General features: G+C 28.3%; 41 protein-coding genes. 4 read left to right on the top strand and 37 right to left on the bottom strand.

Annotated elements, in window-relative coordinates; all coding sequences use genetic code 11:
• Positions 1 to 64: 64 nt before the first annotated feature.
• The 35 genes from AYC61_RS08610 to AYC61_RS22190 form a co-directional block, all read right to left on the bottom strand.
• Positions 65 to 757 carry an HNH endonuclease gene (locus tag AYC61_RS08610; protein ID WP_066499927.1) on the bottom strand — a complete coding sequence of 231 codons (693 nt, stop codon included), beginning with the start codon at positions 755 to 757 and terminating at the stop codon, positions 65 to 67.
• A 1-nt stretch (position 758) separates the two neighbouring features.
• Positions 759 to 1,262: a hypothetical protein gene (locus AYC61_RS08615; protein WP_066499929.1), complete on the bottom strand. Its 504-nt coding sequence runs from the start codon at positions 1,260 to 1,262 to the stop codon at positions 759 to 761.
• 251 nt (positions 1,263 to 1,513) lie between these two features.
• On the bottom strand, positions 1,514 to 2,125 hold the full coding sequence (locus AYC61_RS08620) for a tyrosine-type recombinase/integrase (RefSeq protein WP_066499934.1): 612 nt from the start codon (positions 2,123 to 2,125) through the stop codon (positions 1,514 to 1,516).
• 2 nt (positions 2,126 to 2,127) lie between these two features.
• On the bottom strand, positions 2,128 to 2,274 hold the full coding sequence (locus tag AYC61_RS21195) for a hypothetical protein (RefSeq protein ID WP_156456406.1): 147 nt from the start codon (positions 2,272 to 2,274) through the stop codon (positions 2,128 to 2,130).
• A gap of 48 nt (positions 2,275 to 2,322) precedes the next feature.
• The gene (locus tag AYC61_RS08625) at positions 2,323 to 3,081 is read right to left on the bottom strand and encodes a hypothetical protein (RefSeq protein ID WP_066499942.1); all 759 of its coding nucleotides are present in this window, start codon (positions 3,079 to 3,081) and stop codon (positions 2,323 to 2,325) included.
• Positions 3,082 to 3,298: 217 nt separating this feature from the next.
• A complete protein-coding gene (locus tag AYC61_RS08630) occupies positions 3,299 to 3,793 on the bottom strand; it encodes a hypothetical protein (RefSeq protein ID WP_066499949.1) in 495 nt (164 codons plus the stop codon).
• 83 nt (positions 3,794 to 3,876) lie between these two features.
• The gene (locus AYC61_RS08635; protein WP_066499955.1) at positions 3,877 to 4,056 is read right to left on the bottom strand and encodes a hypothetical protein; all 180 of its coding nucleotides are present in this window, start codon (positions 4,054 to 4,056) and stop codon (positions 3,877 to 3,879) included.
• Between the two features lie 13 nt (positions 4,057 to 4,069).
• Positions 4,070 to 4,849 carry an ion transporter gene (locus tag AYC61_RS08640; protein ID WP_066499966.1) on the bottom strand — a complete coding sequence of 260 codons (780 nt, stop codon included), beginning with the start codon at positions 4,847 to 4,849 and terminating at the stop codon, positions 4,070 to 4,072.
• Positions 4,833 to 4,997, bottom strand: a complete 165-nt coding sequence (locus AYC61_RS21200; protein WP_156456407.1) for a DUF7129 domain-containing putative zinc-binding protein — start codon at positions 4,995 to 4,997, stop codon at positions 4,833 to 4,835. The genes AYC61_RS08640 and AYC61_RS21200 overlap by 17 nt, the downstream gene beginning before the upstream one ends.
• A 108-nt stretch (positions 4,998 to 5,105) precedes the next feature.
• A complete protein-coding gene (locus AYC61_RS08645) occupies positions 5,106 to 5,306 on the bottom strand; it encodes a hypothetical protein (RefSeq protein WP_066499972.1) in 201 nt (66 codons plus the stop codon).
• On the bottom strand, positions 5,306 to 5,512 hold the full coding sequence (locus tag AYC61_RS08650) for a hypothetical protein (protein WP_066499976.1): 207 nt from the start codon (positions 5,510 to 5,512) through the stop codon (positions 5,306 to 5,308). The genes AYC61_RS08645 and AYC61_RS08650 overlap by 1 nt, the downstream gene beginning before the upstream one ends.
• A 23-nt stretch (positions 5,513 to 5,535) precedes the next feature.
• Positions 5,536 to 5,688 carry a hypothetical protein gene (locus tag AYC61_RS21205; protein ID WP_156456408.1) on the bottom strand — a complete coding sequence of 51 codons (153 nt, stop codon included), beginning with the start codon at positions 5,686 to 5,688 and terminating at the stop codon, positions 5,536 to 5,538.
• Positions 5,672 to 6,280, bottom strand: coding sequence for an HNH endonuclease signature motif containing protein (locus tag AYC61_RS08655; RefSeq protein WP_066499979.1), 609 nt, complete (start codon positions 6,278 to 6,280; stop codon positions 5,672 to 5,674). Before AYC61_RS08655 ends, AYC61_RS21205 begins: the two co-directional genes overlap by 17 nt.
• A gap of 2 nt (positions 6,281 to 6,282) precedes the next feature.
• Positions 6,283 to 6,513, bottom strand: coding sequence for a hypothetical protein (locus tag AYC61_RS08660; protein WP_066499982.1), 231 nt, complete (start codon positions 6,511 to 6,513; stop codon positions 6,283 to 6,285).
• A 24-nt stretch (positions 6,514 to 6,537) separates the two neighbouring features.
• The gene (locus AYC61_RS08665; RefSeq protein ID WP_066499984.1) at positions 6,538 to 6,789 is read right to left on the bottom strand and encodes a hypothetical protein; all 252 of its coding nucleotides are present in this window, start codon (positions 6,787 to 6,789) and stop codon (positions 6,538 to 6,540) included.
• A 20-nt stretch (positions 6,790 to 6,809) separates the two neighbouring features.
• Complete coding sequence (locus AYC61_RS08670) at positions 6,810 to 7,070, bottom strand: hypothetical protein (protein ID WP_066499987.1); 261 nt, start codon at positions 7,068 to 7,070, stop codon at positions 6,810 to 6,812.
• A 45-nt stretch (positions 7,071 to 7,115) separates the two neighbouring features.
• The gene (locus AYC61_RS08675; RefSeq protein ID WP_066499988.1) at positions 7,116 to 7,526 is read right to left on the bottom strand and encodes a single-stranded DNA-binding protein; all 411 of its coding nucleotides are present in this window, start codon (positions 7,524 to 7,526) and stop codon (positions 7,116 to 7,118) included.
• A gap of 15 nt (positions 7,527 to 7,541) precedes the next feature.
• Complete coding sequence (locus tag AYC61_RS08680; protein ID WP_066499990.1) at positions 7,542 to 7,925, bottom strand: hypothetical protein; 384 nt, start codon at positions 7,923 to 7,925, stop codon at positions 7,542 to 7,544.
• Between the two features lie 11 nt (positions 7,926 to 7,936).
• On the bottom strand, positions 7,937 to 8,653 hold the full coding sequence (locus tag AYC61_RS08685; RefSeq protein ID WP_066499998.1) for a hypothetical protein: 717 nt from the start codon (positions 8,651 to 8,653) through the stop codon (positions 7,937 to 7,939).
• Positions 8,653 to 8,859, bottom strand: coding sequence for a hypothetical protein (locus AYC61_RS08690; RefSeq protein WP_066500001.1), 207 nt, complete (start codon positions 8,857 to 8,859; stop codon positions 8,653 to 8,655). The genes AYC61_RS08685 and AYC61_RS08690 overlap by 1 nt, the downstream gene beginning before the upstream one ends.
• 33 nt (positions 8,860 to 8,892) lie before the next feature.
• Entirely contained in the window at positions 8,893 to 9,141 is a 249-nt protein-coding gene (locus AYC61_RS08695; RefSeq protein ID WP_066500004.1) for a hypothetical protein, read from the bottom strand.
• A gap of 10 nt (positions 9,142 to 9,151) precedes the next feature.
• Entirely contained in the window at positions 9,152 to 9,292 is a 141-nt protein-coding gene (locus tag AYC61_RS21210; RefSeq protein ID WP_156456409.1) for a hypothetical protein, read from the bottom strand.
• 2 nt (positions 9,293 to 9,294) lie between these two features.
• Positions 9,295 to 9,579 (bottom strand): nucleoside triphosphate pyrophosphohydrolase family protein, encoded by a 285-nt coding sequence (locus AYC61_RS08700; RefSeq protein WP_066500007.1) that lies wholly within the window; start codon positions 9,577 to 9,579, stop codon positions 9,295 to 9,297.
• The gene (locus AYC61_RS08705; RefSeq protein ID WP_066500010.1) at positions 9,572 to 10,273 is read right to left on the bottom strand and encodes a hypothetical protein; all 702 of its coding nucleotides are present in this window, start codon (positions 10,271 to 10,273) and stop codon (positions 9,572 to 9,574) included. Before AYC61_RS08705 ends, AYC61_RS08700 begins: the two co-directional genes overlap by 8 nt.
• Positions 10,274 to 10,506: 233 nt before the next feature.
• Positions 10,507 to 10,995, bottom strand: coding sequence for a hypothetical protein (locus tag AYC61_RS08710; protein WP_066500014.1), 489 nt, complete (start codon positions 10,993 to 10,995; stop codon positions 10,507 to 10,509).
• An 8-nt stretch (positions 10,996 to 11,003) separates the two neighbouring features.
• The gene (locus AYC61_RS08715; RefSeq protein ID WP_066500016.1) at positions 11,004 to 11,891 is read right to left on the bottom strand and encodes a ParM/StbA family protein; all 888 of its coding nucleotides are present in this window, start codon (positions 11,889 to 11,891) and stop codon (positions 11,004 to 11,006) included.
• A gap of 152 nt (positions 11,892 to 12,043) precedes the next feature.
• The gene (locus AYC61_RS08720) at positions 12,044 to 12,463 is read right to left on the bottom strand and encodes a hypothetical protein (protein ID WP_066500017.1); all 420 of its coding nucleotides are present in this window, start codon (positions 12,461 to 12,463) and stop codon (positions 12,044 to 12,046) included.
• A gap of 12 nt (positions 12,464 to 12,475) precedes the next feature.
• Positions 12,476 to 12,736 carry a hypothetical protein gene (locus tag AYC61_RS08725; RefSeq protein ID WP_066500019.1) on the bottom strand — a complete coding sequence of 87 codons (261 nt, stop codon included), beginning with the start codon at positions 12,734 to 12,736 and terminating at the stop codon, positions 12,476 to 12,478.
• Between the two features lie 59 nt (positions 12,737 to 12,795).
• Positions 12,796 to 12,987, bottom strand: coding sequence for a hypothetical protein (locus tag AYC61_RS21215; protein WP_156456410.1), 192 nt, complete (start codon positions 12,985 to 12,987; stop codon positions 12,796 to 12,798).
• A 4-nt stretch (positions 12,988 to 12,991) separates the two neighbouring features.
• Positions 12,992 to 13,249: a hypothetical protein gene (locus AYC61_RS08730; protein WP_066500023.1), complete on the bottom strand. Its 258-nt coding sequence runs from the start codon at positions 13,247 to 13,249 to the stop codon at positions 12,992 to 12,994.
• Positions 13,250 to 13,254: 5 nt separating this feature from the next.
• On the bottom strand, positions 13,255 to 13,776 hold the full coding sequence (locus AYC61_RS08735) for a hypothetical protein (protein ID WP_066500025.1): 522 nt from the start codon (positions 13,774 to 13,776) through the stop codon (positions 13,255 to 13,257).
• Between the two features lie 35 nt (positions 13,777 to 13,811).
• A complete protein-coding gene (locus AYC61_RS08740) occupies positions 13,812 to 14,174 on the bottom strand; it encodes a hypothetical protein (RefSeq protein WP_066500028.1) in 363 nt (120 codons plus the stop codon).
• A 1-nt stretch (position 14,175) separates the two neighbouring features.
• Positions 14,176 to 14,346, bottom strand: coding sequence for a hypothetical protein (locus tag AYC61_RS08745; protein ID WP_162265458.1), 171 nt, complete (start codon positions 14,344 to 14,346; stop codon positions 14,176 to 14,178).
• A gap of 131 nt (positions 14,347 to 14,477) precedes the next feature.
• Entirely contained in the window at positions 14,478 to 14,756 is a 279-nt protein-coding gene (locus AYC61_RS08750; protein WP_066500036.1) for a hypothetical protein, read from the bottom strand.
• Between the two features lie 156 nt (positions 14,757 to 14,912).
• On the bottom strand, positions 14,913 to 15,161 hold the full coding sequence (locus AYC61_RS22190) for a helix-turn-helix transcriptional regulator (protein WP_338026032.1): 249 nt from the start codon (positions 15,159 to 15,161) through the stop codon (positions 14,913 to 14,915).
• Between the two features lie 101 nt (positions 15,162 to 15,262).
• Between AYC61_RS22190 and AYC61_RS08755 the strand changes: the two genes are divergently transcribed.
• From AYC61_RS08755 to AYC61_RS08770, 4 genes are all read left to right on the top strand, one after another.
• A complete protein-coding gene (locus tag AYC61_RS08755) occupies positions 15,263 to 15,598 on the top strand; it encodes a helix-turn-helix domain-containing protein (RefSeq protein ID WP_082759869.1) in 336 nt (111 codons plus the stop codon).
• A 108-nt stretch (positions 15,599 to 15,706) separates the two neighbouring features.
• Positions 15,707 to 16,501 carry an ion transporter gene (locus AYC61_RS08760; RefSeq protein ID WP_066500038.1) on the top strand — a complete coding sequence of 265 codons (795 nt, stop codon included), beginning with the start codon at positions 15,707 to 15,709 and terminating at the stop codon, positions 16,499 to 16,501.
• A 376-nt stretch (positions 16,502 to 16,877) separates the two neighbouring features.
• Positions 16,878 to 17,141, top strand: a complete 264-nt coding sequence (locus tag AYC61_RS08765; protein ID WP_066500049.1) for a helix-turn-helix domain-containing protein — start codon at positions 16,878 to 16,880, stop codon at positions 17,139 to 17,141.
• A gap of 65 nt (positions 17,142 to 17,206) precedes the next feature.
• The gene (locus tag AYC61_RS08770; RefSeq protein WP_066500052.1) at positions 17,207 to 18,721 is read left to right on the top strand and encodes a recombinase family protein; all 1,515 of its coding nucleotides are present in this window, start codon (positions 17,207 to 17,209) and stop codon (positions 18,719 to 18,721) included.
• 62 nt (positions 18,722 to 18,783) lie between these two features.
• On the opposite strand, the gene AYC61_RS08775 is transcribed toward AYC61_RS08770, so the two are convergent.
• Together AYC61_RS08775 and AYC61_RS08780 are read right to left on the bottom strand one after the other, a co-directional pair.
• On the bottom strand, positions 18,784 to 19,752 hold the full coding sequence (locus tag AYC61_RS08775; RefSeq protein ID WP_066500054.1) for a sulfide/dihydroorotate dehydrogenase-like FAD/NAD-binding protein: 969 nt from the start codon (positions 19,750 to 19,752) through the stop codon (positions 18,784 to 18,786).
• Positions 19,753 to 19,962: 210 nt separating this feature from the next.
• Positions 19,963 to 21,084 carry a D-alanyl-D-alanine carboxypeptidase family protein gene (locus tag AYC61_RS08780; RefSeq protein WP_066500056.1) on the bottom strand — a complete coding sequence of 374 codons (1,122 nt, stop codon included), beginning with the start codon at positions 21,082 to 21,084 and terminating at the stop codon, positions 19,963 to 19,965.
• Positions 21,085 to 21,161: the final 77 nt, after the last annotated feature.

The following is a 21,161-nucleotide window of genomic DNA, read 5'->3' on the forward strand; positions in this document are numbered from 1 at the left end:
TGTGTAAATCTGTCCTTCCCCCTTCGGTCCTTCGGACAGCTCGTTTAATTTTGTCATGGGGGGACTATTCTGTAAAGCTATTAAACCATTTATTTATATATTTTTCCCATTCTTCTTTATGTTGTTGTCTATAGTCATTACAACATTCTAATCTTGCATAGCATTCTTCTTTTGTTAAGTTCATTTGTATTAACTCAGCTCCTAGATCATTCTTGAGTTTATCTCTTTGCCATTTGTCAGCGTATCCTCCAATTATCCATGCACTATGCCACTTCCCTTTACGTGTTTTAATATTATCTAATAACATATTCTTTAGATCAAACACATTATATTTTAAACAATCAGGTTTATTGTAAGTTGGTAATAAAGTTATAGCACTAAATAATCTATCCATATCTACAACAATATCTTTATCTGTTTTATGATCTAATACATATGATGTCTTGCCACTCATTGGTGGTCCATACACAATATATATACCTTTCCTATTTGTATTTACATTACCACAGAACCTATCATGTATCTTGTTATGACACTTCTTACATACTATTTTAATGTTGTCAGGATTCAACGTTATATTTACATCATTGATGTTATCAGATGTTAGTTCTTTCTCGTGATGTAGTATAATGTCGCTGCTTTCTGTTAAATGCTTTCCACATTCTTCACATATCGGTCCACGCTCTAGAATTAACATTTGTCTGAATACAAGCCATTCTTTACTGTTATAAAAATTCTTACTAAATCCTTGAGCCATGTTACCATTCCTTTTCTTCTATTTCTTTTTTTCTTAACTTAAGTACTTCTTTATCGTTTTGAACTTTATGAGGATTGTCTTTCCATCTTCCTTTTTGTCTATTAACTAACCAAAATTTCATAGCTGCTACATCTGGTTGAACTACTTTCTCTATATCTACAACAACTACATCTTCCTTTTCTACCTTCTTACCTTTTTCATCATAGTATTTATTTTTTACTTTTATTGCTTGCTTTTCAATGTACTTGTATCCAGTAGCTTTTTTATATAGTGCATTTTCAACTTTACTATCTGCTACTTCTTTTCCTCTTTTTAAGCTGCCCAAAAAGTCCAAATGAGCCTTTTTGTAATTCTCCATAGTTGATTTTGATATTCCTAAATTATGTGCTATGTCTCTTTCACTTAGTCCCATAGATGCCCAAATTTCAACCTGTTCAAGCTTTTGCTTTACTCTTCCCCATTTGCTTTTAGCCAGTATAAAACACCTCCTTTCTATTTGTACCAATTGAAAAATCAGGTCTATTTTTAAGAAAAAAATATTACGGATACTATTTTTATACTAAAAACCTTTTTAACTATTTAATCATGCTACTTTATAAAGGTTTTTGACTACTTTTTTGAATGTTCGGTTTTCATAGGGAATCAAACATTCAATTTTATTTTTTTCTTCTTATATATGTCATTGTTTTTTTATCTTCTAATGTTCATATGTCAGATTATAAAACATTCAAAAATGTGAAAATAAAAAAAGCCTGATTATATCCTAATCAAACCATTCAATGTGTCACTGTATTTATCATATGTTTCCCTGTCTAATCCCAGGTAATCTTTAGTTTCTTCTATGCTGCTATGTCCTAGCATCTCTTTTACTAAAGTAATATTATATTCACTCTCAACATAAATTGAATAGGCATATGTTTTTCTCATAGAATGTGCTGTTATATTTTTTAATCCAAATTCATTACCAGCTTCTTTTAATATCCTACTTACATGACTAACTGTTATGTGATTGTTTTTGCCTTTTCTTGATAAGAACATATATTCATATTCCCTTTTGTTTTTTATATATCGTCTCAATATATATTCTAAGTTGTCTATGACTTTTACTTTTCTTGGTTTTATGTTCTCTTTTCTGATATTTTTACTATTTATCTTTTTACCTTCTAATATCTCAAAATACCCATTATTGAGTGCTGTTTTTATATCTCGTATTCTGAGCTTAACTAAATCACCTGCTCTATATCCTGTAGCTATGCCTGATGTGAATAATATATAGTTTCTTTCGCTTTTACATTTTAGATAATCTTGTATATCTAGTATTAAATTTTTATCTTTGATAGGATTTGCTGGTTTCTTTTTTTTAGCCATAGTTAAACACCTGATTTTTTTAAGTAATTTTTGAACTTTTTACATTTCCTACATTCACAACATTCTTTTATTTCTTGTATTGTTTCTTGCCTTATTTTTTTCTTTAATTCATACAGATTTTTCTTATTGGCCCATCTTATATTATCCATAGTCACCACCTTTTTTTGTATTAAAAAAGACAGTGCTTTTACTGTCTTTTAATAAAAATATTCTATTCTTAATAAATCTTTTCTAGGAAATACAATGCTTTTTTTTCTATTACTAGAATAAACTATGACAAAATCCTTGTTTATATCAAAATCATTATACTTTACTCCCAACACAACTTTTTGATTACCATTTTGCAAGTAAAATATATTAATATCTTTAGCATATTCTTGTAACCCAATTTTATCAGTACTATATAAATAATAAACAAAAAATATGTTTATTATAAAAAATTCTAAGGTTACACCTATATATGCCATACTATCTCTAATTGATTTATATTTATTTATGTTTTCAACAACTCCTAGAGCTGTCAAAGTTGTGCAGAAAGAAATTAATAACATTGATACTGTTGCTAATATGGGTTTTATATAATTTCTGTATATATAATTTATTTTACGGTTGAATTCAGGACCAAAATTTACATTCCTTTCTTTATCATATTTTAATGAACTTTTAACATATAAATAACCTATAAAAAAATATATGCATATAGATATACTAATATTAATAATTGATGATATACTAAACCCGAATATTTTATATAATACAAATTGCATGGGTATACTAATTAATGGATATATTATTGTTACCCCTAGTATAAATTTCAATATTTCATTTTTAACACTTGTTAATTGAATGTATTTATTTTTCCTTTTTATTGGATACTTGTAATACTGAAATATAATCACAGGTATCAATATTGGAAGTAAAGCTTTGTCAATTATTTTCATAATTATATCTAACATTTTTTATCCCCCTAACTTATGAACTTATTACTATTTAGTATATAAATTTCTATTTCATTTTAAGAATACAATTCAATATATATACTTGTCAACCGTATTGGGGAAATAAATAAAAGAACTACTTCTCAGTAGCTCTTATTTTTTTGATGAACTTTTACAATACACATTATAACATACAATATTGACTGTTTTTTCTCAAAAGTTTCTCAAATGTTTCTCATTTTATTAATTCGTTTGATAAATACTCTATGATCTTGTCTTTTTTTCTGTATATAGTTGCAGTACTACAATGTTGTATTTTTGATATTTTTATCCATCCATATTTATCATTATACTTATATTCTACTAGTTGCAACTCTTCTTCATCTAGCTCATTTAATACTATATCTATATTTTCAATTCTCTTTTCTAAATCTCTAATTCTATTTATTAGCTTGTATTTGTTGTGATATGCAGTTTTTATTCTTTTTTCTAATACATTAAATGCTCGTTCTAATTCAATCTCTATGATAGATACTTTATTAGAATTTCTACTATTCTTTGAATAATCCATAGATTTCATAGTGTCCTGCATTTCAATATTACACTCTTTTATATCTTGCTTTAAAACTTTTATTCTATTATCAATTCTTGATAATCTGTTCTTTAATCTATTAATCTTATTTTTCTTTTCATAGTGACTATATAATATTTCTTCAATTTTTCTATACATAACTTCCTCCCCCATGTTTCTAATAAATGAAAATAGACACTCCTAGTAATTCTAAGAGTGTCCGCTGGACGTCCAGTAGGACCTTAATATGCTTTTTTTCTATCTCTAAGTTTATAATTCATTTGTAATGTGCCATTGTGGTTACTAATCTCAATATCTATATAATCTAATTTACCTTGTGTTTGTGCTATGTTTAATACATTGTCAATAAAATTATTTATTTTATTTTCTAGTGCTCCTTTTTTCTTTATAGATGTAACCATAAATGTAACCTCCTTAAATGCTTTTTTTGAATCTGATATACTCTATATATTCTATTACTTCTTTTTGTTCATCTTGAGAAAGTGTTGATATATCAATACTTGTAACTTTCTCTTCATCATTACCATTACTATTATTATTCTTTTTTTCATCTATATACTTTATAAGCGTTGCTGTAAATGAGCCTGTGAATATTACTCCTATTAATGCTAGTACTCCACAAATTATTTTTCCTGCCATTGACATCTGTTCGACCCCCTCATAACCAAACAGTGTCACACTTGTAAAACTCAACCATACAGCATCATTATAAGTTTTTATTATGTCGCCTTTTTCTACTGCATAGATTACTATAGAGCCTACGAAAACAATTGCAATAGTAATATATATCATATATTTAAATCCATTAGTATTTAAGAATTTTTTTGTGTTTTTATGAAACTTCTTTGTATAGTTAAGTATTCTTAATAGCTTAGTTGCTTTTGTTATTTTTATTATTTTTACAAGCTTTAGTAACTTTACAACTCTAAAAGCTCTAAATAATGAATTGAATGGAATGATCGCTATTAGATCTAATACATTACTCTTTATAAATTTAAGTTTATTCTCTGATACAATGAGTCTGCCAATATAATCTATTGCAAATATTATCAAAATCATATCATTAAGCTTTTCCATTTTATCTAACACCGTTGTAACCACAGCTACTAAAGCTAAAATTGTAATGAATATTTCATAATAAACTAATGATTTTCTATTGTGATTTTGTGTTGTTCTATTACAATATGCGTTCACGCTTGCTTAATCTCCCTTCTTTATCTACTATAACTGTTGGTTCGGTACATAAAACTACTGATCCGCACTTTTCACATTTTGCAACATTCCTTATTGACCAAGCTCGAAAACCGCAATTAACACATTCGTATTCTTTTAATTTACTCATTGTTTTCCCCCTTTAATAGCTTTATCCCTATTAAAACAATATCTTTATCAGTCATGTTGTTTTTGTTAGCTAATTCTCTTATAGATTCTCTTAACCCCTGTTCAAAATTCATGCTGCTTTAACCTTTTTTTCGATTTTTACAAGACCTGTTTCAATATCTTTTATTAAGAAACATTCTTTGTACTGCTTAAATTGGACGATTACAAATTTATCTGTAATCCCTGCTATAGTTCCTTTTTTAGTAGTGTTTTTCTTTTTGTATTTATATTTATATATCACTGAAACTTTCTCACCTTGTTTATATTCCATCAGTTTATACCCCCTGCAACTGTGTATAGTTGTTCTTTTGTTTCTTTAGGTAATATCTCACCTATACTACATATTGATTTTTTGTTGTATTCAATATTTCTATATTCTTGCATTGCTATAGATGTTAGTCTTGAAAATTCTTCTTGATCACCGTTTAAGTGTCTTATTATTCCCCTGAATGCATAAGCAGCTACTTCTATACTCATTTTTCCATCCCCTTTAAACATTTTTAATCTAGGTATTTCGATACTTTTTTTATAAATGTTTCAAACTTAAGATTTACTATGTGTATAGCAATAAATCCTAACCTTATACCTTTCATGCCTTTGCTCTGATCTATTCCTAGCGTGAACTCGTTATCTATTTCAATAACTATGAACATATTTACCTCCTGATTTTTTTCTATCACTTATCTTCTGTTGTACATCTGCAATAACTATCCCAACACGTGTTAAATCTGCATTTTTTTGTATTAACTTGTTTCTGTTTAGTATTAATAACTGTTGTCTAGATACAAGAATTAGATTATTTATGTCAAAATTGCGTTTATCTCTATCACCAAATATAACAACATGATTATCTGGTACAGGTCCATTTTGTTTTTCCCATATTAATTGTTGTTTTAATCTCCATTTATTAGGCTCTGCTACTTTAACTTCTGTATATCCATCTACTGTTATTCTTTCAAAGCCTATTGGTCTATAGTTATAAGGTTTATGCCCTTTTTTAAACTGTGTAGTCTTTCCGCCAATATTGATACCTTTTTTCCCTTTATTGAATGGGGTATGTCCTTTTTTAAATCTACCATCTAATCCACTGCTTAAAGAGTGGTTTTTCTTATGTGCTCTTATTTGAGATATATCTAAATTTAAGTTGAATTGCTTATTAAACATTTCTGTTAATTTTTTATTTCCATTACCTTTTACATTGTCAGCAATAAACTTTTTTTCTTCTTTTGTGTAGCTGTGAAACATATTTAGGCCTCCAGCATTTTTGGTAATTTAGCATTAGCGTCCATTTTATCATCCATCATTTTTTTAGCTTCCAAGACTAAAAATCCGTTTGATATTATTTGTTTAGCAACTTTATTTATCGCTTTAGCTCTTGTTATTTCTTCCTGGAGTTTTTCTCCCTTTATTTCTTCATCCCCTAATCTTTCAAGTTGTGCAAAAAGATGATTATTTAGATCTCCAAGGGTATTCTGCATGTCCCATCCCTCCTATTTTTTTTATTATTCTTCTTTAATTATTTTTATTTCTGATTTAATAATATCTATTTTGTCATTAAGCTTATTTATTGATTTTTCTATTTTTTTGATTTTGTTTTCTAATAAACTAAGTCTTATATTTTTTGTATCTTTTCCGTATGGTAATTTATCCAAGCAATCTTCATGGTAAAATGTATCTTTAAATATAGGTTTTTCATCTTCCCATATCAGTTCTTTACATATTGGGCATATTCCTAATATGCATCCACTTGGCATGTTCTCACCTCGTTAAATGTTTAATAACCTTCAAACTCAGGAAGATTATTAAATTCTTCTTCGTTCATTCCTCCAATTTCTAAAGAATACTCTTTAGCATGGTATGGTTCGTTTTCTAAATCTCCCTCTGTTAATTCATTGATTTCTTTTTCATATTTGTGATATTCTTCTTCTGTAAATTCTTCACTATATTTAATGTTACATAACAGCATATCTTTTGCACCTCTTAATGCATTAAAAGTGCACCGATTACCATCGTAACAAGTTTCATAAATTCTCATATTTATCCTCCTGATTTAATTATTTATCCACCAATTTATATCTAATTAAAACGGTATATCTTCATCATCAACTGGCTGAAAACCACCTGTAGCATCATAATTATTTTGCTGTCTGTTTCCATAATCTAAGAATTTTACTCTTTCAGCAACTACCTCAGTGGTGTACCTTTTGTAACCTTCTATTGTTTTATAGCTCCCTGTTTGTATTCTTCCTTGTATTGCTACTAATCGCCCTTTTGCAAGATAATTAGCGCAATTTTCTGCTTGTCTATCCCAGACAACTATTTTGGGAAAGTCTGCTGTAGGTTTACCTAATCTTTCTGCTTCAGCTTTTTTCTCTTTTGATAGGTCTTTATCTACTGCTAATGAAAATCTAGTTACAGCAATTCCATTGCCTGGTAAAAATCTTAGTTCTGGATTAGCTGTTAATCTGCCTATTAATAGCACGCTATTCATTATAATCCTTCCTTTCTACTGTTGTTCAACCTTCTTGCCTGTATTTAATTCATAGCAATATATTTCCGAAAATTTGCCAAATGATGGTTGTTGTTTTGTTTCTTTTAGCCACTCTTGTAAAACTTCATTGAGTTTGGTTTCAAGATTTTCTTCGTCTGCTCCATCTAACCACCCATCACAACGTTCTCCGCATTCGTCATAAGCTTGGTCTCTTAAATTATCTATGATATCTTCTCCGCTAATTACTGGTATATGATATTCAATAACCCCAATATATAAAAATTCATGCTCGCCTTCTTCGCAATTTTGCTTTGCTTCTTCAATACAATTTTCAATGGTATCTTCTGAATTATGCCAAAACTCTTCATCTTGGTTAAAGTTCCAATAATATTTACTCATGACTTGTCCTCCTACTCTTCGTATTCTATAAATCTTTCATCTGAATCACATTCTTTGTCAATTTCAATCTTGCAATAAGCCTGATCTATGTTCATCATTAACATATCAAATTCACTTAAATGCTTTAAAGATTTCAAATCATGGATTTTATTCCAATTCAACGTAAAATTTTCATCGATTTTAGTCCATCGGTTAATTATGAACTCGATATTCATACTGTCGTCTTCTTCGCATTCAAATTTTACAATCCTTTTGTCGCAATTGCTCCAATTGATGCTTATTTCTTCAACTTCAAAACTTAAGCTTATATATGTTCCATCAAAATCAAATTCAAGATTGCTTCTATCTACTTTTTCTTCGCAATAATCGCACCATTTCTTAAACAGGTCCGTTATTTTCATCTTTTTGGGGATCTCATTAACTGACATTAATTCTTTAAAGTTTTCTAATAATTTTTTATTTTCTGTGGTTGAATTTTTCAAAACATCAACTAAAACAGAATCTAGTTTTGTAATATATTCCGAATAGTCGTAGTCTTCCAAATACGGGATCATAACTGACTTAATTTTACTATCTATTACTTTTTTAACTTCTCCACGCCAACCGAACATGTCTTCCAATGCACTTTCAATGCATTTTTCTAGTTTGTCGCTAATAACCTTTTCTATAATCCCCTTTTCTAATTCTTTTGATATACAATCTTTTATACTATTTTCTAAATTATTCATTATTTACACTCCTTTTTTAATAATTTCAATCCTTCATGTCCATCAATAAATTCAATAGCTTCCTGCTCATTTTCCCATTCATCATATTCCATAAATATGTTATCTATCATGTGGCCAATTAACAATTTACCGCTATCTGTTTCAACTTCAACATTCCACTTGCCTTTATTGTTTTTCTTTGGGTATGCTAATAATTTTTTATCCATTTTTATTCATCACCTTTATCATCGTAATTTAGATTACTTAATAACTTTTAACCATTCCCATGTTTCTATGGCTTCCATAGCTTCTTTATACGAATAGCCTAATCCGCATATTGTTTCTTGGTCGCTGTGAAAACTAAATCCTCCTTCTGGTCCACACATTATTGGCGCTGAGCTAATATTTTCCCACCATACCTCAACATTTGTGTGTCCTAGTTTTTCAAGAGCTACTTTGATTTTCTTTTGCTTTGGTGAAGTATTTACCTTTTCTACCCAATAACCCATCTTATCCTCCTTACTGTAATCTCACTTCTATTTTTCGCCCACAATTCGCACAGAAGATTTCTACGCTTTTTGTTTGTGGTGTTAATTCTTTTTGAAATTCAACTATGTTAACCCCACCACATTCTAAGCACATCACCTTTATAGTTTTCAATATCAATCCCTCTTTTCCACAATCTCTTTCAATATGTTCAACTTATAATCTTTAGCTACTTCAATATCTTTATTTTCTATGAAATACATCCTTGTCACTTGATCTATCATAATCAATACGTCAGCAATTTCTTCTGTCATGTTCTTAATATTTGCTTTGCCCCTTATTGCTTTTGTTATCTCTTTTTGTAGCTCTGCTAGTTCTTCTATAGCTACTACAAGCTGTTCGACCATACCAAATTTATCAATAGCTTTTTCATATAAATCAGCTGTTTCTAAGTCAGTCATTTTTTAAACCCCCATTGATCCGTTTCAATTTCTTTTCTAAATTTTTATTTAGCTTATCCTGTAATTCATCATCGTTGTACTTAGTAGTCGTATGCTTAAAGTTGTGGAATTTTGTTTTGAATTGATTGCCGGCATTTGTATTTTTGATTGATTGTGATTTATTTTTTTTATCTGCTATTTGCTCTGCTGTTGTATTTCGCATAATGCCATAAGCATAGTTTTCTTTTTTGTCATGATGTTTTGGGTTGTTTATATATATTTCAAGTGCATATATTACTACTTCTGGTTTATACTCGGTCCATTTCTCGTATATTTTTATAATTACACTGTCTGCTATTTTGCCATGTTTTCTGGTCCATCTTAAAATATCTAAATATGAATCTATAGTTTTAATTTGTTCATCCGAATACCTCAAACGCAAATTTTTAATTTGCTGTATTATGTTTTTTGTAGTAATCTTTGTAGTAGTCTCTGTAGTAGTCTCTGGTATCGTTGTTTCATTTTGAGTCGAGCGTGTTTCACTTTGAGCTGAGCGTGTTTCATTTTGAGCCGAGCGTGTTTCATCCCCTTGTATTTTTATTGATTTTAATTCATATAACTTTTGATAACCAAGTGTAAACCAGCGTGTTTTGTCATATTTTTTTTTATTATAGTTACCTTCTAGTAAATAATTGCTATCTATTAGTTTTTTCAATGCTCTGTTGATTGTTGCTTTACTCCAAAATGGGAATGTTCTCTTAAAATCGTTTAAGCTTTGGTATGTCCAATTAAACCCATCTTGTATGTTATTGCTAATTGAAATCCAATACTCAATTTGTAAAAGTATTATGCTTTCGTTCAGTCCTATTTCATTTGCTAATGCAGGGTTAAGCCTTGGAGCATTAGGTTCATTTAAAACAAATATCCTCTTCGTAATTATTCACCGCCTTACATGTTCAATATTTCATTAATACTACTTACATCAATATTAATTTCACTGTCTTTTTTAATGTCCTTTTGATTGTCTTTTATACTGTCCTTTTCGCTGTCTCTTAAATCCTTGTATATACTGTTATTAACAGTAGTTAGTGTGTCTTTTTTAGTGTCCTTTGTACTGTCCTTTTGACTGTCTTTTTTGTTGTCTCTTAATTTTTTATAATTATTGATATTAGCAAGAATTTGAATGTTATTTTCAGTGCCCTTTGAAATAATAATCTTATTATCAATAACTAAATCATCTAAAAATTTTCTGACTTTATTTCTACTCCAGTTCCATTCTTTTGATAAAGTATATATTTTGGTTCTAAAGCTCTCTTGTTTCTCAATTGCAATTAAAATATATAAATAAGCTTCTAGTTTAGTGAAAACATAATTTTTTCTTTTGTATGGAGCTATTGCGTTATTAAATACATTTTCATCTATATAAATTTTTAACATAACATTTTCTACTTGCTAAATATTTTTTTTGCTATTTCTTCAAAAGCTTTAGCATTAGCAATTTGTGATTTTTCAACTAATTTACTTTGAGATATAAACTTCTTAAATTTATAAAATAACATTTTACCTCCACCCCCTGCAAAGAAAACATTACTTATTGTCTTTATTGGAAACTCCAACTTGATTTTCTCCACTATTTCATTGACATGATTGATTATTATAGGGTCTGTATTAAGATCAACTTTCTTGCCACATAGCTCTAACCCATTAACTAATACATCTTCAATATCCCATTCGGAAAGATCTAAATCATAGCTGGAATTAAGATGATTAGCAATTTTAGAATAGAGCTTCAATATGCCCATTGGATATGTTCTATGTTTAATTAATTTACCGTTCTTAAAATAAGCAATATCTACACTCAAACCTCCAATATCAATTATTAAAGCATCTTTAACATTAAGTAGATAGTAAATTCCAGCAGCTTCTGGAAAAACTTCTACATTTTCAAAAACAATAAATTTTTTTTTAGAATTGATTGATATTTCAACTAATTCATTTGTAGGAAATAAATTTTTCATATCTGCTTTATTTCTTGAATACAAGCCAATAGGAAAACCAATTACCATATTAGTTTTTATATAATCCTGATTGAAGCTTTCAGCTATAGCTGTATAAGTTAATATTTTGGTATTTTCATGCTGTGATTTAAGTAAATCTGTAGAAAAGCTACCAGTACCTCCAATAACTAATTTACGACCAAATATTTCAACAAGCTTTGTATCATCACCACTAAGTCTAATATCGTTCTCATTCCAATCTCTAATAGTACTTTTGATTTTTATACCTTTGCTAGTTTTGGTATATGCTGAACCTTTATCTACTCCAATAATCAAGTTTTTCTCCTCCTTATTTACCCTTGTATTAGTTTACATTGTTTGCTATAATTGAATTAGGTTGGTGGCTCGAGAGAGTCGCTTTTTTTATTTCTAAATCTTTAACTTTGCCTACATATAGACACAAAATAGCGTTCACATTTTCACCCCTTTCATTTATTTGAACCTTTAAAAAACGATAGCTGTTCACCTAGTTGTTTACGAACATAATCTTTGGAAAATTCTAAGCATTCTCTATAGCTATCAAAAAGACTAGACAGGTTTATAGGTACCATTCTTATTGTAAGGTTATTGTTTTTTATGATGTAAAACTTAGTTTTTGTTTTATATCCAACGGTTTTTTTGTAGCTATCACTATAGAATTTTTCATATTGTTTTCCTTTTAACATTGCTTCGGTAAATGTTTCTGCAGTATCAAAGTTATCATAAACTCTTTCTTTAGTTTCCAAACTTACATACATCAACTTATATTTCCAAACACCATCTACTTTCTCATCTTGAATAAAATACTTGTCTTTATTATTTATGAAATATGGACACAATCCATCTTTTCCTCTAAATGCAATTTTCAAAATGATACCTCCTTACATATACTCGTTTTCAAAAATAGTGCATTGTTCCATGATTCGATTCCATTTTTTTCGATTTTTGTCGTAATCTAAATTTTTTAGTATTCTTACTCTTTCAATTTGTTTGTTATATTCATGTTCATTTGGATAGTAATCATCTTGAGTAGCACTAATTAAAATTAATAAACTCTTTTTTTCAATATCACTTAATTCTTGGCCATTTCTAAATTTTCTAATTGCATTGTGCAAAACCTCATAATCAACATCAATTTTCATACGTTACCTCCATCTTTATCTAACTGCATAACCTTTTATACTAAAAAAGATACACCGTCCTAATTTGTTATTTCTTCTATACATTCCTTAGCTATTTCACTTTCTACATCACAAATTTTTTGATTATAGGCATTATATATCCCTGTTTCATTTTGATATAAAATTTCTCCAATATCAGCTGATTCTAATACTTGGTTGTTAATCTTTTTTACGACTCTAAACAGCCTTAGCATTTTACTTTTTCCCTTCATATTTTTACTTTATAAACATTTTAATTTTAACTTCTAAGTCTTTTACTTCTTGAAGTTCCTCTTTTCTTGTTAAATAAATTTTTAAAACATTCTTATAATGTTGATGTATTTGTCTGTCGCATTCATCTTTTAACATTAGTTCTTTACTTAAATCTAAAATCTTGATACCTTCTTTTAAACATTGTTCTAACTCATGATCTGTAAAGACAATAATCCTTTTTAGACATCTTAGTTCTTTATAATTCAACTCAATCTTACACATCTATTTCACCCCCTAGCATAACCATTCTTAATACACTTTTCGTTATGATCTTCTATCTTCTGATTTAATTTTTCAATACCAAACTTCTTGGCATACCATAGTTCTAGAGTTTCAACGCAATGTCTTACGTCTATTGCTTCATCAAGTCCCTTGTCAATTAGGTTCAATTCTTCATCTGTGTAAGTATCTTTATCAAAGAGTATTTCAAGCATTTGTTCATAGACTGCTAAAAATTCATTGATTTCTGTTTTGTTTTTCATAAGTATTTCATGACCTTGAGAGCGGATATTTCCATCAAGGCACACTAAATGAAACTTCTCACCTATAGTACAACTTGAACATTGGTACCTAATTAAATCAGCATTATCAAGTACAGTTGCCAAACGCAAAACTTTGTCTGCTGTTGCTTGTTGTTGTCCTTTTCTTATTTTGTAAAGTACTTTTTCGTCAATAAAGCATTTTTCAGCTATAATACTTATTGGCATGTCCGAATTTTTGACAGCTTGGTCGATTTTTTCGTGTAGCACGTGTTATACCTCCTTTTAGCTCCTCCTTATTTTTATCAGTACCATGTTGTTGCATTTTTCACATGTAACCATTCTTTGCGTGTATATATCTTATATTCAAATCTTAAATATGTTCCATTAGATTCATCATTACAATGTTTTACAGCTATTGGTTTTATAGTCGTTCTAGCCTCTAAACCCCAAGCGTTGTAAAAATTGATTATAAAATTCTCAAATAATTTGGGATTTATTAAATTTTTATAACCATGTATAGAATTGCAGTCAATTTGATATATAGATTTTAAATCTTCAATGGTAGTTAGTTTATAATCTATGCATCCTCTTTGGATGTATTTTTCTTTTAGTTCTTCTAAATATTCATCATATAATTCTTCTAAATATGCATCATATTCATCCATTTCAATACCTCCATTTTATTGAATCCTCACCTGTTTCTATATTTTTATCAGTAGTGCTTCTTTCCAAATATGAATTATATACGCACTCTGTAAAACGTTCTTTTGCTTTTTCTATTGCTTCAGGATTTACAATTATAACTTTTATTTCTTCGTTTTTATTGTTCTTAGGCATATCATTTACACCTCCATACAATTCTGCTATCATTGTATGCTTCTTGATGTTCGTCCTATGTTAAAACGTTTCATCAATTATCATATTTTACAGCTATAGTTTCTTCTAAATTCTTTAATGCTTTTTTGTATTTACTTATTAATCCCAAGCTGTTTATCCATCTTTTTGCCTTTTTTAACTATCCAAGCCCACAATTCGCCTGAAGCTTCGTTTATTATGCTATATTCAATAATAACTTTTGTGTTTCTGCTAGTAATTCTATAAGTTCTATTGCCGTTTACATCATCAACTTTTTTTACTGTACATGTAGCACCATAAAAGTTATATAAGTCTTTTATGTTTGATTCTCCACCTTTTATACATTCGAGGATTTCGAATATTTCATGTTTTGACAATTGCTTATTTGACATTTGTTATTTCTCCTTTCTTTTAAATTTTTACTCTCATTTAACCCATTTCAAAATGCTAATTGGTATAAATTAACTCTTTAAATCTCTATGATATATGCGATAATGTTAATAAATGATTAGGCATTTTGTTGTTCAATAACTATACAATGTGTATAGTTATTGTTTAAAAAAAATATTTTCTATAGTGGTTTTAAAAAAAACAGATATTTGTTTTGCTAAATCTAAAGTAGGATTTCTTTCGCCTCTTTCAATCATTCCATAAAATACGGTTGTTATTTCAAAATGTTCAGCAATTTGCTTTTGAGTTAATCCTCTTTCTTTTCTAAGTTTTTTTAAATTATTGCGTTTTATAGTATCATCTCCTTTTACTATACATTCTGTATATCTATATAATAATATACAAATTGTATAGTGTCAAGTGATTTATATACATTTTGTTTAGTTTCTTTTATTAAAGTATACTAAATGTTATAATTTAGTATATGAAATTGTTTGGAGGAATCATGATGTTTGGTACTAAATTAAAAGATTTAAGGAAAAAATATAATTTTACTCAAAAAGATTTAGCTGAAAAACTAGGTTTAACTCCTGCTGCTATTGGTTTATACGAACAAGGGAGACGAACACCTGATGTAGAGCTAATCGTAAAAATTGCAAAAATTTTCGATATATCTACAGATTATTTATTAATAGATTCAGATACAAAACCAGCTATAATACCTGATGAATTAAAAGAGTTAGGTGTTCAATATATAGCCTTGGCAAAAAGTTTTAAAGATAATGAAATACCACCTGAGGATGTTGAGAAGTTGCTAAAAGTTATTAAAGGATTAAAAAAGTAATAACTCAATGGGTTATTATTTTTTTTGCTATTCCGTTACCTATATATTCTATAAATGTATTATTGAATATATGTTACCAATAGAAGGTTTTTGATAGGAGGACAAGCAATGCTTTGTTTAACTAAAAATAAAAAAATAACTGTTTTATATGATATTGTTATAGCAATATTAGCTCTAATTGCTGTTACTATTGCATTTATTGATATTTGTGGTAAACTTTCTCCTGATAATTATATATTAGTCTATTTAGACAAATCTATCCTAATAATATTTACTATTGATTATTTTACTAGATTATTTTTAGCAAAAAATAAAAAAGAATTTTTTAAAAGCAACATTCTTGATTTAATAGCAATAATACCTTTTAATTCAATGTTTAGAGTTTTACGAGTGACAAGATTATTAAGGCTTACTAAAATGACTAGGTTAACTAAACTATTTAAAACGGTTAGATTAATTAGATTTGTTGCCTTCTCTAAGAAATTTGCAAAAAAAGTTAATAAATTTTTGCGTACTAATGGCTTTATTTATAATATATATATTACTTTTTCTATTGTTATAATAGGTGCTATTTCTATTTATATAATTGAAAAGGGACAAACAGTTGATAGCTTAGGTGATGCTGTTTGGTGGAGTTTTGTAACTACTACAACTGTTGGATATGGTGATATTTCTCCAAGTACTTCATTAGGAAGGATTGTTGCATCTATATTGATGCTTGCTGGTATTGGTTTTATTGGTATGCTGACTGGTACTATTACTACATATTTTAGTTTTAAAAAGAAGGATGCGCCTGTTAATAAGGATACTACAAATATTATTGATGTTTCTGACCTGGGGGAAGCCGAGGTTAAAGAAATATTGCGGTTCGTTGAGTTTGTGAGGAGTAAAAAAGCAAATTAATAGGACTAGGATTATTCTAGTCCTAATTTTATTTTTTGTCTTTATTAATTTTATATAACTCTCCATTAAAATCCAAATTATAGTAAACTTCATAGTCAATAACAATTTGCTCAAAATAATTTACTCCAAAATGAAAATGCTTCACAAGATTATCCCCCTTCTGTCAGCTGAGTAACATTACTTTCTTTAAATATTTAATATTAGTATAAAACTTATCTTAAATACTGTCAAATAGCCATTTTGACGTATTTTGTCACGAAACTATGACGTATAAATTTGTGATTTTTTTATTGATTTATGCTACTTTTATTGAAAATTATACCACTCATTCTTTCGTTTTTGCTATGTTATAATATAGCAAAAGGAGTGAAAAATTATGTCGAATATAATCGGAAACCGTCTAATCTATATCAGAGAAAGTCTAAATTTAACTCAAGAAAAATTTTCAGATATTTTACAAGTTAACTTTAGAACATATCAAAACTGGGAAAATGGTAACAGAATTCCTAATACAAATGCTTTAGTTCATATCGCTGACACTCTACATATTTCTACCGACTGGCTTTTAGGACGTGATCAATATTTTATTATTCATAACAAAAGTGATATTAGTATCATTAAGGATATACTGAATATATAACCTATTTATTAAAATGTATTTATGATACAATATTTTCAAGAATAAGTATGAAAGGATTGTTATTTATGAATATAGCTATATACTCTAGGAAATCTATTGATACTGGTAAGGGTGAAAGTGTTAAAAACCAAGTTAAATTATGTAAAGATTATTTTATGAGACAAGAAAATAATTGTAAATTTGAAATATTTGAAGATGAAGGATTTACTGGTGGGAATACTAATAGACCATCTTTTCAGCGAATGATGGAGTTAGTGAAGATAAAACAATTTGATGTTATTGCTGTATATAAAATAGATCGTATTGCTAGGAATATAGTTGATTTTGTGAATATTTATGATGAGCTTGAAACCATGGGTGTTCAACTTGTTAGTATTACGGAAGGATTTGACCCTCGAACTGCTGCAGGTAAAATGATGATGCTTCTACTCGCTTCTTTTGCTGAAATGGAACGTATGAATATTGCTCAACGTGTTAAGGATAATATGAAGGAATTAGCTAAAATAGGTCGTTGGAGTGGTGGCACACCTCCTACTGGCTACTCTACTATAAAAGTTTTGGAAATGGGAAAAAAGGTTACTTATTTAGAATTAATTGAGGATAAATCAAAAGATATTAAAGAAATGTTTGAATTGTATAGCAACAGTTATTCTACCTATAAAATTAGTAAATATTTCAAAAACAAAGGCCTAAATTACCCAATTAAGACTATACAAAACATATTGACTAATCCTACATACTTACGTGCGACTAAAGAGTCTATTAAGCATTTAGAGAGCTTAGGATATATTGTATATGGTGAACCTAATGGTTGTGGTTTTTTACCATATAATCGTAGGCCAAGAATTAAGGGAAAGAAAGTGACAATTAGCAGTGAGAAATTTGTTGCTACCTCTATGCATCAACCAATCGTTGATTTGGAGTTGTGGCTGAAGGTACATCAGAAATTAGAAGAAAATTGTACTAACCCACATCCTAGAGAAAGTAATTATTCTTTTTTATCTGGATTAGTTAGATGTAAGTGTGGTTCAAATATGATTATACAGCCTGGGCATAGGAGAAAGAATGGAACAAGGATATTTTATTTTAGATGTCGCACTAAAGGTTGTAGTAAATTTCTTAAAGTAGATATTGCAGAAAAATATGTTTTTGAAACTATTAAGCAGTACTTAGACAAAGAGTATCTAAAAAGATGTTTAAAGAGCAATAAAAAAGATGTTGATGTGGACATAGAAATTAAGCAAATAGATAAAAAAATATCATTAAACAATAAAGCTATTGATAATTTGGTTGATAAACTTACACTGTTAAGTAATGACGCTTCGTTATTTATAACTAAAAAGATAGAAGAATTATCAGTTATTAATCGTAATCTTAAAGAAGACTTATTAATTCTAGAAAGAAAAAAACTTATTAATAATTTAAATGACAATAATGTTGATGTTTTGCATAATCAAATTATGCAGTTTGTTTATTTGGATGATGATATTGCACTTAAAAAGAAATACATTAAAACTATTGTAAAATCAGTTATTTGGGATTCTGAAAACAACACTATAAAGATTGAATTGCTTAAATAATAATATGCTGTTGTTCTTGATGGACTGCTCAACCTGCCCAGCCGCCACCTATAATTACAACTTTAATCAAGATTAACCCTCCTTTTAATACTTTCTCTGACATCAATTTGTGTCTTGCACGTTTTAACAACAGTTCCATCTTCTAAACGTTTTGAACAAGCACCACAAATACCTTCACCACAACATATTTCATTGTTGTTTGTTGCAGATATTAAAGGGTTAATTTTTAATTCATCTACAATATTGATAATTTTTTGTTGGACAATATCCGAACCAGCCAAAAACAAAAAATCATAACTATTATTTTTTAACATAATATTGATTAACTTTTGGCAGCTAGTACTCATAACATTTTCCTCAATAATATTTATATTTAAATCTTTAATAAAATTTTTAATAAATGGTTCGTTTACTTTACCTTTGTCTAATAATAATGTTATGTTATTATTATTTCTTATAAGATATTTGATAACTGGCACACAAGGTGCTTGTGCTATACCTCTACAAATTAATAAACATTCACTATTTTTAAGGGTTTTTAAATTTTTAAAACCAAGTATTCCATTAAAATATGGACCTCTAAGAAGTAGTTTGTCTTTTAATAAATTTAATTGTTTTGTCTTTGAACCAACAACTTGATAGGCAATATATATATATCCATCTACATCATTAACGTCTAAAATTGACATTGGTAAATCAAAATAATGTAGACATTCAATATTTCTTAAAAAAACATATGAACCAGGTTGTTTTAAATATCTTGCTAGTGTCTTTGAAACTTCTAATTTTAATAGATAGCAATTTTTATTTATTTTAGTCTTTGAGACTACATTGACAGGTATAGATTGTCTTGGAGTTTTTTTCTTATTACCATTCCATACATATTCCTGATAGATACATGTGCCTCTCCAATTACAATCACAAAAGTCTTTACCTTGTAGTATTGAACATGTTATACAGTTATTAGTTTCAGCTAAATAACAGGGACAGTATTCTCCCCCGGCGTCTATGCACTCAAGATTCTTTTTCACGTAATCCCCCCTTTATAGTATGAGGTAGTAAATAATATTTCTAATATTAGAATATTTATATGTTTTTATTTTGTTACTTATACTTTTTTAAAAGCAATAAAAAATTTTACTTTCTTGACGAAAGTAAAATTTTCAAACAGTGAACCTAACCTTTAATTTGGTGTAAATCGCTTACTCCTAGATAGAGCTTTTCAACTTATAATGACTTACCTAATCAAAAATATTATAAAAGAAATCAACTAATTTATCTTTAAGTGTTTTAGATACTACTTCTCTATGTGCATAAAGAATACTGCTACATAAGAGCTTACCTTTAAAATATATTTTAGCAGTTCCTATTTTTTGTCCTTTTTTAATAGGAGCTTTTAGTTTTTCTGGCATATCCAAAATTATCTTAATTTCTTTTTTTTCAAGATTAGTTAATGGTAGTATTATGTCAGAAGTGTTTATGACAGATGTATAATTCTGTTTACCATTTATTACTGTTATGTTTTTAATGAATTGATTTTTTTGTAATATTATACTAGGAGAATACATTTCAAATCCATAACTTAATAAATTGTAACAGTCATTAAACCAATTACCGTCATTTAATACTACTGAAATAAGCTGCATACCATTTCTTGTAGCTGTTGAAACTAAGCAGCGACCTGATGATTTTGTATATCCTGTTTTGCCACCATCTCCACCACTAAATTGCCAGAGGGCTTTATTTTTATTATAAAAGTATCTTTTGATATCTCCATTAGAAATATATAGTTTAGTTTTAGAAATCTTTCTAAATTCATCTATATTCATTGCCGCTCTAGTTATTAAAGCTAAATCATAAGCAGTTGTATAATGGTCTTTATGATGCAATCCATGAGGATTCATGAAATGAGTATTTAATGCACCAATTTCTTTAGCTTTTTTGTTCATTAATTCAACGAATCCTTCAACAGAAGAACCTACATGATATGCAATTGCAGTTGCTGCATCATTACCAGAGCGTAACATTAATCCATATAGTAAATCTTTTAATGTAATTTTCTCATTATGTTTTAAATAAATACTAGATCCTTCAACACCTACACTTTTTGGATGGATTTTTACTATATCATCCAGATTACCATATTCTAGAGCAACTAAAGCTGTCATAATCTTAGTAGTACTAGCCATAGGTAATTTTTTATGAGGGTTTTGAGAATATAAAATTCTACCAGTGGATTTTTCCATTAATATACTACTTTGACTAGATGGGTTTGGAGTGATATTATAATTTGCAAATGTAGTGCTGTTTATGCAAAGGATTGATAGGACTATAAGTAAGCATGTAAGTTTTTTTATTTTCATTTTTATCACCTCATTGTTTAAACAGATTATTCATATAACTCCCGATAATATGCTGTATAGTGTTTACTTTTCTATTA

The sequence above is a fragment of the Abyssisolibacter fermentans genome, from assembly GCF_001559865.1.
Lineage (GTDB): Bacteria > Bacillota > Clostridia > Tissierellales > MCWD3 > Abyssisolibacter > Abyssisolibacter fermentans.